The organism is Bradyrhizobium sp. USDA3010, from assembly GCF_056429065.1.
Window position 1 is genome coordinate 18,361 of record NZ_JBWJZD010000059.1, and the last position, 8,870, is coordinate 27,230.

At 56.7% G+C, this 8,870-nt stretch carries 6 protein-coding genes and 1 pseudogene; 1 reads left to right on the top strand and 6 read right to left on the bottom strand.

Features of this window, described 5'->3' with window-relative positions; genetic code table 11:
• Positions 1 to 22: 22 nt before the first annotated feature.
• A pseudogene (locus AC066Y_RS40270) lies at positions 23 to 1,261 on the top strand (IS256 family transposase); the annotation flags it as partial.
• 356 nt (positions 1,262 to 1,617) lie between these two features.
• Here the strand turns inward: AC066Y_RS40270 and AC066Y_RS40275 are convergent.
• From AC066Y_RS40275 to AC066Y_RS40300, 6 genes are all read right to left on the bottom strand, one after another.
• Positions 1,618 to 2,304, bottom strand: a complete 687-nt coding sequence (locus tag AC066Y_RS40275) for an MPN domain-containing protein (protein WP_478278683.1) — start codon at positions 2,302 to 2,304, stop codon at positions 1,618 to 1,620.
• A 50-nt stretch (positions 2,305 to 2,354) separates the two neighbouring features.
• On the bottom strand, positions 2,355 to 2,819 hold the full coding sequence (locus tag AC066Y_RS40280; protein ID WP_478278684.1) for a hypothetical protein: 465 nt from the start codon (positions 2,817 to 2,819) through the stop codon (positions 2,355 to 2,357).
• 56 nt (positions 2,820 to 2,875) lie between these two features.
• Positions 2,876 to 3,640, bottom strand: coding sequence for a HesA/MoeB/ThiF family protein (locus AC066Y_RS40285; RefSeq protein ID WP_478278685.1), 765 nt, complete (start codon positions 3,638 to 3,640; stop codon positions 2,876 to 2,878).
• Positions 3,641 to 3,829: 189 nt separating this feature from the next.
• On the bottom strand, positions 3,830 to 4,423 hold the full coding sequence (locus AC066Y_RS40290) for a hypothetical protein (protein ID WP_478278686.1): 594 nt from the start codon (positions 4,421 to 4,423) through the stop codon (positions 3,830 to 3,832).
• A gap of 341 nt (positions 4,424 to 4,764) precedes the next feature.
• The gene (locus AC066Y_RS40295) at positions 4,765 to 6,114 is read right to left on the bottom strand and encodes a hypothetical protein (protein ID WP_478278687.1); all 1,350 of its coding nucleotides are present in this window, start codon (positions 6,112 to 6,114) and stop codon (positions 4,765 to 4,767) included.
• A gap of 30 nt (positions 6,115 to 6,144) precedes the next feature.
• Positions 6,145 to 7,926, bottom strand: coding sequence for a recombinase family protein (locus AC066Y_RS40300; RefSeq protein ID WP_478278688.1), 1,782 nt, complete (start codon positions 7,924 to 7,926; stop codon positions 6,145 to 6,147).
• Positions 7,927 to 8,870: the final 944 nt, after the last annotated feature.

Consider the following 8,870-nt stretch of genomic DNA (forward strand, 5'->3'; position numbering starts at 1 on the left):
TTCCATAAAGGAGAGCAACGCCATGACGAGAGATATCACACCGGCTGGTTGGCCGGCGGCCGGGGCGGTGGACGAAGCGTTTGCGGAAGTGCGAGCGAGCTTCGATCGGTTGCCTTGCGGCAGGGATCAAGGCGCTCGGCACGACGATGGAGGCGGATGTTGTGGCGGCCTGCGGGCCGCGCCACGGTCGCGACGCGGCGCGGCGGGCGCACCGTTGGGGCCGAACGCGGGGACGGATCGGCTTCCACGGCGGCAAGATCGAGGTCGAGCGTCCGCGGGTCCGGGGCGTGGACGGCCGCGAGGTGACGATCCCGAGCTGGGAAACGGCGGCGCAGGAGGACTGGCTCGGTCGCTGGGCGATGAACCTGATGCTGATCAATGTGTCGACGCGCCGGTTCCGCCGCGCTGTCCGGCTGCCCGAGGGTGACGTGCCGGCACCGCCCGGATCGGGGATTTCGAAGTCGGCGGCCTCGCGGAGGTTCGTAGCACTGTCGGCGGCGCGGCTGGCCGACTTCATGGCTACCGATCTGTCCGCGCTCGACCTTCTGGTGGTCCAAATCGACGGGCTGCATCTCGGCGACGATCTCGTGCTGGTCGCCGCGATCGGGGTTGACGGCGAAGGCAACAAGCATCCGCTGGCGCTGGTGGAAGGGGCGACCCAGAATGCCGCAACGGTTCAGGCCCTGCTGGACAACCTGCTCTCGCGCGGGCTCGACCCGACGGTGCCAACACTGTTCATCGCCGACGGCGCGAAAGCGTTGTCGAAGGCGATCCGCCGCACCTTCGGTTCGGCCGCTGCGATCCAGCGCTGCCAGATCCACAAGGCGCAACATCATGGAACGCCTGCCGAAAGATCGGGTGCTGCGCCAGGCCTGGCAGCTCGATGACGCCGACAAGGCTGAAAAATTGATCCGCAATCTCGCGCGTCGACTCGACCAGCAATGGCCCGGCGTAGCGGCCAGCATCCTCGAAGGCCTCGACGAAATCCTGACTGTCGTCCGGTTGAAGCTGCCGAAGGAGCTTCGTCGCTCGCTCGCCTGCACCAACATCGCCGAGAACATGATGGGCACCATTCGCCGCGTCACGCGCAACGTCAAACGCTGGCGGGATGCAGGTATGGCGTTGCGATGGGGCGACGGCCGGCATGATCGAGGCCAACAAGGACTTCCGACGATTGAAGGCGCATAAGCAATTGTCGGTTCTGCGTGCGGCCCTTCAAGCTCACCACGATCGCATGACGATCAACCCCGTTGCCCACGTCGAGGGCCGCGTAACATTCATTCCGGCAACGTTGGCCCGACGTAGTTCAACACCAATCGAGACATCCCCTGATCGTCTCCACGGATTCGAGATGATAAAGTGAATCGTCAAGCCCCCTCCGTGGCGATGGGAGTCTTCAGCAGACTGCTAGCGTACATGCATAGCGCTACCGTTTGCGGATTGTGTACGTCTTTGTGAGCGTTTCTTTAAATATGAACCACCCAAGCCAAACTAGGAAAAATCCGAATGCCAGCAGTAAGAGCCATTCGAGGTTTAAGTTCGCTACCCCGTAGGCGTCAACGAAATAGCAAGCGTCTCGAATGGTTACCAACCCCAGCAGGCCAATTGAGATCGCAACTACGTAGGGCATCGATGCACCCGATGTTTCTTGACCTTGGCGTCGAGGTCAGCGCGCATGCATTGATAGATCTTCTTGATCATCCAGCGCTTATGGCCCGCGGAGGACCACCGATCTGTGCGCACTCGTTTGACGATCGCAAAATATGGAGCCATCCACTCCTCAATCGGGATGTGCTTTGCCGCCAAATCGGGGCTCGCCTCCTCGAAGACAATCTCAGCAGGAATAGGGGCTGGCTGGCCCAGCCGGACAATCCAGCCCGTAAATGTTGGCGCTCCGACGTCCGCGTCCATCGTGATGATCGGCGCTAAAAAGTCTTTCCAGTTCTTCTGGGCCTCCGCAGCCCGCTGCAACGCTGCGCGAATAGAAGGCATGTCTCCCTGACCGCTACCGGCTACGCCGCCAGTTAGGTTCTTCAGGTTTGATGGGTGCGTGTGGATCACGCCGAGAACGTATTTGTTTGCGGGAAGCAATTCCATGTTGAGGTAGTATTCAATAAATGGTGCGTTGAGCTGAACGTGACCCCGGCCTCTGTTTAAGCGGCCGTCGGGCCCAACCATTGGCGGCATCGGTCTGCAATCGGTCACACGGTGCGGATCACTGAGGCTCCCCGCGAGAATTGCGTAGTGCTCGGGCGGATGTCGGCAAATCGAATTCAAAAGAATCTGCCGGACGCCATGATCCATTCTAATTATCGGATGATCTCCACCACTGAGAGCTCCCTCATGATCTCCTTTTAGCTCCATGGTTTGCCATCGCGGATATAACGAGACGTGCGTTCAGCCCACAACATCGCGAGAAAAATGGCTGCCGGTAGATCACGAGGCTCTTTGCCGGGCCAGATGCAGATGCGGGGTCGTCCCATGCAGAGGCCCAACCGATGGGTGGCACTCGCATTGCTGGCACGGCCACCATAGTCTCGCTGTTGCTCGATGAAAATGTTGTAGCTTTCCGCGGTGCGCTCGAACCGGAACACGAAGAAATCGCCAAGTACGCTTTGGTGGCTCAGTCGCCCGTTGCTCTGTTCGGGAACCTGTTGACGGATTGAAGCCAGGTTCGGGTTGCCGCCGCAGTATACATTCTTTAACTGCACAGGCATCGATCCCTCCGTCCCCGGTGTCACTGCGATGGGCAGTCGCCTGCCCATCGCATCGCTCTGGTCGAGTTCGGCTCCCCAATCAATGGAAAGTGTCAGGACCAATCGGTGATGGTTCCCAGACCGAAAGACGTTGAGCTGTCCTTCCCATATTCGTCTCCTCATTGCCTATCGCGCTCCTGGTTAGGGTCTTCCGGGCGCTGCACCGGAGGCTTCGCGCACGCGCTCGTGCCACACACCGGGCACCGCCAGCCGACGGGAAGCGGCTCGCGGTAGGCTCGGATCGGAAAAATCTCTCCACTTGCGGCATGAATTCCATTCAACCCGATCCAGCATGGCAGCTGGGTGAAATGCTCCCCAATGGATGCGATGGATAACGTCGAGCCAACCCGGTAGTGGAGAAGTCCGAGCGCGACCCACGCCGCCTTGACATTCAAGGTCTCCGGAACGATGCGGTGACTATTGAAAAACGGCGGCGATTGATGTCCGGCCTCATGACGATCGCACGCGCTCTTGAGAAAGCACCGCACGCAGCCGAGCCCCGCAGGATTCCGCAAAGTGCCCGCGATAACGTATTGCCGATTGTCGCCTTCCGTCCTGATATGCAACGCATCGATGCCGAGCCGAACGGCGGCTCGGCTCAGTCGAATTGCTGCGGACAAACTATCTGTTCCGTCGATGACGAGATCGGCACTTCCAAGGACGGCGTCGAGATCTTCAAGCTCATTGTCGCGGCAGCCGAACGTCTCGACGCGCGCATCTGGATTAATGCGCATGACACGATTGGCAGCAACATCCCCCTTTAGTTGTCCGATGTCATCGCACGCGAAGCCGGACTGACCAATGTTTTCGGGTACGACGATGCCGCCGTCGACGAGGATAAAATGACCAATTCCACTTGAGGCAAGAACTTCGATCTTGCTCAAGCTCCTACCGGTGCCGAAGAACGCGATCGTTGTCCGGGACAGGAGCCGGGTGCAGAGCTGTCCCCGTTGTCGATCCGCTATTTCACCCATCACAGTCTTACTCCTGGATGTGGTGAGGATTGAATCACGGCCAGTCGCCGCTGAGAACTGATCGTGAATGTGACATTTTGACTCACGAACGGCGAGCGGCTATGTCGCCTGCCGGTCCTTCCTATTAATTGAGTAAACCAATCTCAGCCCCAAAGCCGCCGCGTCAAAGATTCCCATACGCGCGTTCTCGCTCATCCAAGGCTTCCGCGGCGGAACGTACCGCTCGAGCGCCGGGATGTGCTTTGCAATCACCTCAGCCAGAGCATGTTTATTGACGCAACCGAGGTAGTCGAAAGCCGCTCGAACCTGATCGCGAGAATATAGGTAGACCGGAATTCCACGGCTCTTCGCCAGCTCGGCAATCGCCGCATTGAAGTCGGCGATCCGCCGTGCGCGCTGTGCCCCCTCCGGCGAGGTGCCTTGAAGAACGACAACGTCTGGCAGGTAGCGATCGAACTTCTTGATGATACGCGTGACGCAACGAACATGCTTTCGAGGACCGCGGATTTCGCGCATACCCCAATCAAACGGAGACATACGGCCTTCAAACAAAACGAACCCGCAGCCGCGCGTGTTCAAATAGATGGCAAGCACGAGCGCGTACCGACGAAGTTCAACAGTCGAATCGACGGGCTTTGTTTCCGATCCCTGACTCCGTTGTTCAAGAAAGTCCACCTTGACGATTGCTGTCATGGACGGATCGCCCTGAAGCTCTTCATAGAGTTCATTGGCACTCTGCGAGGGTGGTGCATATAGTGATACGGCCAGCCAGTAAGATGACAGGCACGCTCACTATAATCGCCTACGGTAACGATCCCTTTCGAGACGCGAAAAAGTACCCGCGTGGAACGAATGAGACGCAGAACACGCGGCGCGCCATTTCCTCTCGTGGCTGTAGGAATCATGCACAACGTCACATGACGAGGAGGTGGACGTGGGGACATGGGGGCGTGAAGGGCGCCGCCGCGCCTTGGAGCTGTAAGTACTCGTACTAGAACATTTCGTCACCCTGTTTCGTTGTGGAAGGTGCGCTACTACGTCCCCGTAGTCCCCACGTCCCCCTTTGCCGCCGGGACATCGGTGATGATATTCACACCGTATCGGCCGCACAGCAGCTCTACTTTTTGCCTCTCGTTCCTGGGAATTACATACACGCCGTGGCTCTTGTAGGTTTGCAGGTTGAGCTTCTTTCTCAAAATACTGCCAATCCACCGGTTCGTAATCGGTCGCTCGTACTCGGCGCCGTACCGCTCAATGAGCCCCATGGTGACATCGGCGACGGGAACGATCGGGCGGTCTGTCGTAATCATTAACTCCGCGAGAATTTCGAGCACCTGAGCTTCCATGAGGAGGCCACGTTCCGCAACGATCGAGGCCTGAGCCTTATGAGCCGCGTGCCGAAGTTCGGCACGCAGTCCCGGGTCCCCTATGACGCTGAGTAGGGGCAACATGATCTGGTTGAGGCGTGGTTCGAGCTTTGGATCAGCCAAAGTCGGGTCGAGCTCGACATCATGCCTTCTGTGAAAGCGATACAGTAGCAGCTTGTTGCGTAGCTCGCGCGCTTCTTCCTTGAACGTTTCCGGAAGGTTGATCGGAACATCATCCCGAAGCGGACGTGCGCCCGTTTCCTCTGTGATAAACCGGCTCTCTAATCCTCGATCTTCATAGAGGCCGCGCGTGGCCACGATCTTGGGACCAAACACATGGAATGCCTGCGGGTTGAACTCCCGTTGTTGGTTCATCATGGTGCGCAGCACCGGCATGCCACGCACATTGCCATTGTTGAGAATTTTGACAATTTCTGATCGCTCGTCGCTAAAGCGAAAATCGGCCTCATCGAAGATTAGCGTCCCGCGAAACGCATCGAGCGTATGGAATATTGGCGAGACGGTCGAAGCGCCGCTCGCGAAGAACGGTTTGTAGCAAAGCGAACCAATAGTGAGGAGCATGCGCGTCTTGCCCGTGCCGAAGTCGCCGCGAAGCCGCAGGTACGGCAGGTCATTGAATGCATCGTAGAGCCACGTCAGCAAGACGTAATAACAAGCGACCTTCTCGAAGGACCGACTGAGGTCCGTGTACCGATGTATGAACTCCGCAATTTCCGAAACGAGCTGTTGCTCACTGCCGTAGATGCGAGGCTCTGATGGCAGAAGCACAACCTCGTTCTTGATAAGATTGTTGTTCGGAGAGAATGGGACGAGTCGGTGCCGCTCCGACACGTCGACCTGGCTTTGCAGCGTCCAGCGTCCGGCATTGAACATGGCAAGAGACGTGTTCCGAGTTTCCGGCCGGTATACGAGTTCAACAATCGTCCCGTCTTCGAGCACCTCTGAAACCGTGGGGATGATCTTCCTTTTCTGTTCGCCCTGCGCTGGTCCCGGCATAGAAGTGAGCGTACAGACCTGATGAGCAACTCAAAGACTGGGTTCTGTTCCTTCGGGGCACGAACGATGCTCTGTGGGTGGTACGGATCGAAGTATCCTCCCTTTCTGATCACGGCTCACGATATTTCGTTCATAGCGAGGAGCTGGAAGCGCGATGCAAAACTCAAAGGGAATGTGGCGCGTTTTCGGATGTCGAGTTGCGCTCACACCATGCCTATGGCTAGTTTTGAACTCGACATGATCTTTTACCGGAATATAGCCGTGGACCTGTAATTGCTGGGGTGTTCCCACGACTTGCTCTACCGTGTTCAGTAGTATCGCCCGTCTCGCTTGAAAACTCAAGTTGTGGAGCATTGTCTGAGCCGCATCAGAGAATTCTTTGATCTCGGAGGCACTCGGCATTTCGGTGGCATCAATAGCGCTTGATTCTTTTTGCGCGCTCGCAATTTCGTTTTTTAACAACGCGAGTTTCTCCCGCAGCGGGATCGTGTACTCCCTCAACTGTTCGACCGTGAACAGGCCAGCGCCATACGCCTTGTTGTAGCGATGCTCCTGTTCCTTCAATGCAGTAACTTCCTTTTCCGCCGCGGCAACGTCGCCACCAGATGACTGCAATTTCGCCCGGCGCGTCCCCAACCAGCGACTGACCTGTTCAGAGAGCAGTTCTTCCGAGCCCATCAAATTGGCGATCTTCTCCCACACAAGCCTGTCGGCGACGCGTGCATTTATTCCCCGTTCTTTGCACGTTGCGGACAGAGGAAAGCTGAGCACTCTATCGCTGCAACGATAATACAGGTGCTTGCCCTGCATCGGTCCTTCGCCGGTTCTAGTCCTCCCGCACACGCATCGAATCTTGCCAGCAAGGAGATATTCGTTCTTTTTGTTCCGTTGGGACAGCGCGAAGTTAGCGTCGAGTTGTGCGCGAGCGCGTTCGAAGAGCTCCTTATCTATGATCGCTGGTACCGGAATAATGAGCCACTCGTCTCCTGGTCTCATTCGACGACTCGTCTTTTTTACTTTTCGATACGCGTCTTGCTTGATTGGATGCTGAGGCGCTACGGCGTATGATGCGCCCCAGTGGGCTTCGCCGATGTACCCCTTGTGCCTCAACAATGTGCTGAGCGTACTCGTGTTCCATACCCCCCGTTTGCTTCTGCGGGGTTTTATGCCGAGTCCCTGTAATTTGCGCACGACTTTCCGCAAGGTGCAGCCTTCATAGGCGACCCAGTTGAAAATCAATTTCACAATCCGCGCTTCTTCAGGGTCAATTTCGTAATATCCGTGCTTGCCATCGAGCTTAGGAATGTAGTTATAGCCATAGAGTGCCTCGCTTACGAGGATGTGGCCCTCTTTTACTTTGCGAAGTTTACCGAGCCGAAAGCGTTCTGCGATTTTCGCCCGCTCATACTCCGCAAACAGACCTCGCACACCATGCAAAATTTTCTCTTCGCTATTCTTCGGGGCAGACACAGTAACAAATATGATCTCAATTTCGGCCTCGCGCAGCTCGTCCATCACCAGTTCTTGGTAAGAATATCGTCGAGCTAGCCGATCCGGGTCATAGACCAAAACGGCCTGCCATGTTTTTCCTCGCGCTTCCTGGCGCAGCTGATCCAGTGACGGTCTGGCAAGAATGTCTCCACTCCAACCGTCGTCAATATACTCTTTGACGATGCTATAACCGTGCTGATGAGCGAAATCGCGAAGCGCTATTAGTTGGGTCTCGACGGTTCCTTCCTCTTCCTGTCGAGCAGTCGAGACTCTCGCGTATATCGCAATCAGCTTTGCGTCCGCTAGCTCAGGACGAGTCATAGACTACAGTTTACTGCCGCCTCCGAAACGAGTCGAATCCGATGCGGGGCGGCGAGCCGCTATCAATACTTCGTCGAAGAGAATGTTAAAAGCGCTGTCGAGCCGACGTTGCCGCTCAACCGACTGTTCATCTGTTGATCGATAACAAACGTTAAGTGCCGTCGACTTCCGCATCCGGATATCATGCACTGTCAAGCAGATAGGATGCTAGGCGGTCGAAATTGCTAAAGACGCACAAACACCCTCCGCTGAGACCGACAGCGCGCCAGCTCGGCAACTCTGCTGGGAGTCGACGAGGACGTTAGAACTTTGAAAGGCAAATGTGCTGCCTGGTCACAAGATGTATGGCGCGAGCTTCAAACTGAAGACGGCCAGCGTATCCTACACAATATCAAACTTCTTCGAGAGCGCTTTGAGCCGGAGACGGTGCCGAAGCAGTCTTCTCGATCTCGCCGGGCAAAGGTCTCGAAAGGAGCCTATAGAGGGCGAGGAGACGATGCGCCATTGCTGTCGCCTCTTCTGTAGTAATCTCCTCTCCTGTGACTTCCTTATAGATGCGACGGAGTTCTTCGAGCCGCTCTGGTGAGACCTTGTGGCCTGTCGGTACCATACCCACTGGAATATACTTTGCCGCGTGTACTTCATAGACTCGGAATTGTGCACTCCGTTGGTAAATTGTTGCGAGTCGAACGGGTGGGAAAATAAAGGGGAATTCTTAGCGAGGTAGATGGGCGATAGCGTTAGAGGGAACGTACAGTCCAAAACGAAGCCGCCCTATAAGGCCTATAAGGAAGGCTGAAGCTTCTCGGGTGCGACGTCTAGCCCGTCTTATTCATCAGCGGCTTGTTGAGAGGCTGGCGAGCGTGGCGTAAGCCGCTGAGGTGGCGTAGGATTCGGTTGCTGACACCCACCCTCCGCGCATCCGGGCCGCCACACTCGCCATG

Bases quoted from the DNA above. Each gene is read 5' to 3' on its own strand.
- AC066Y_RS40290 (WP_478278686.1), bottom strand. From the start codon at position 4,423: ATGACAGCAATCGTCAAGGTGGACTTTCTTGAACAACGGAGTCAGGGA.
- AC066Y_RS40295 (WP_478278687.1), bottom strand. From the start codon at position 6,114: ATGCCGGGACCAGCGCAGGGCGAACAGAAAAGGAAGATCATCCCCACG.
- AC066Y_RS40300 (WP_478278688.1), bottom strand. From the start codon at position 7,926: ATGACTCGTCCTGAGCTAGCGGACGCAAAGCTGATTGCGATATACGCG.
- AC066Y_RS40275 (WP_478278683.1), bottom strand. From the start codon at position 2,304: ATGGATCATGGCGTCCGGCAGATTCTTTTGAATTCGATTTGCCGACAT.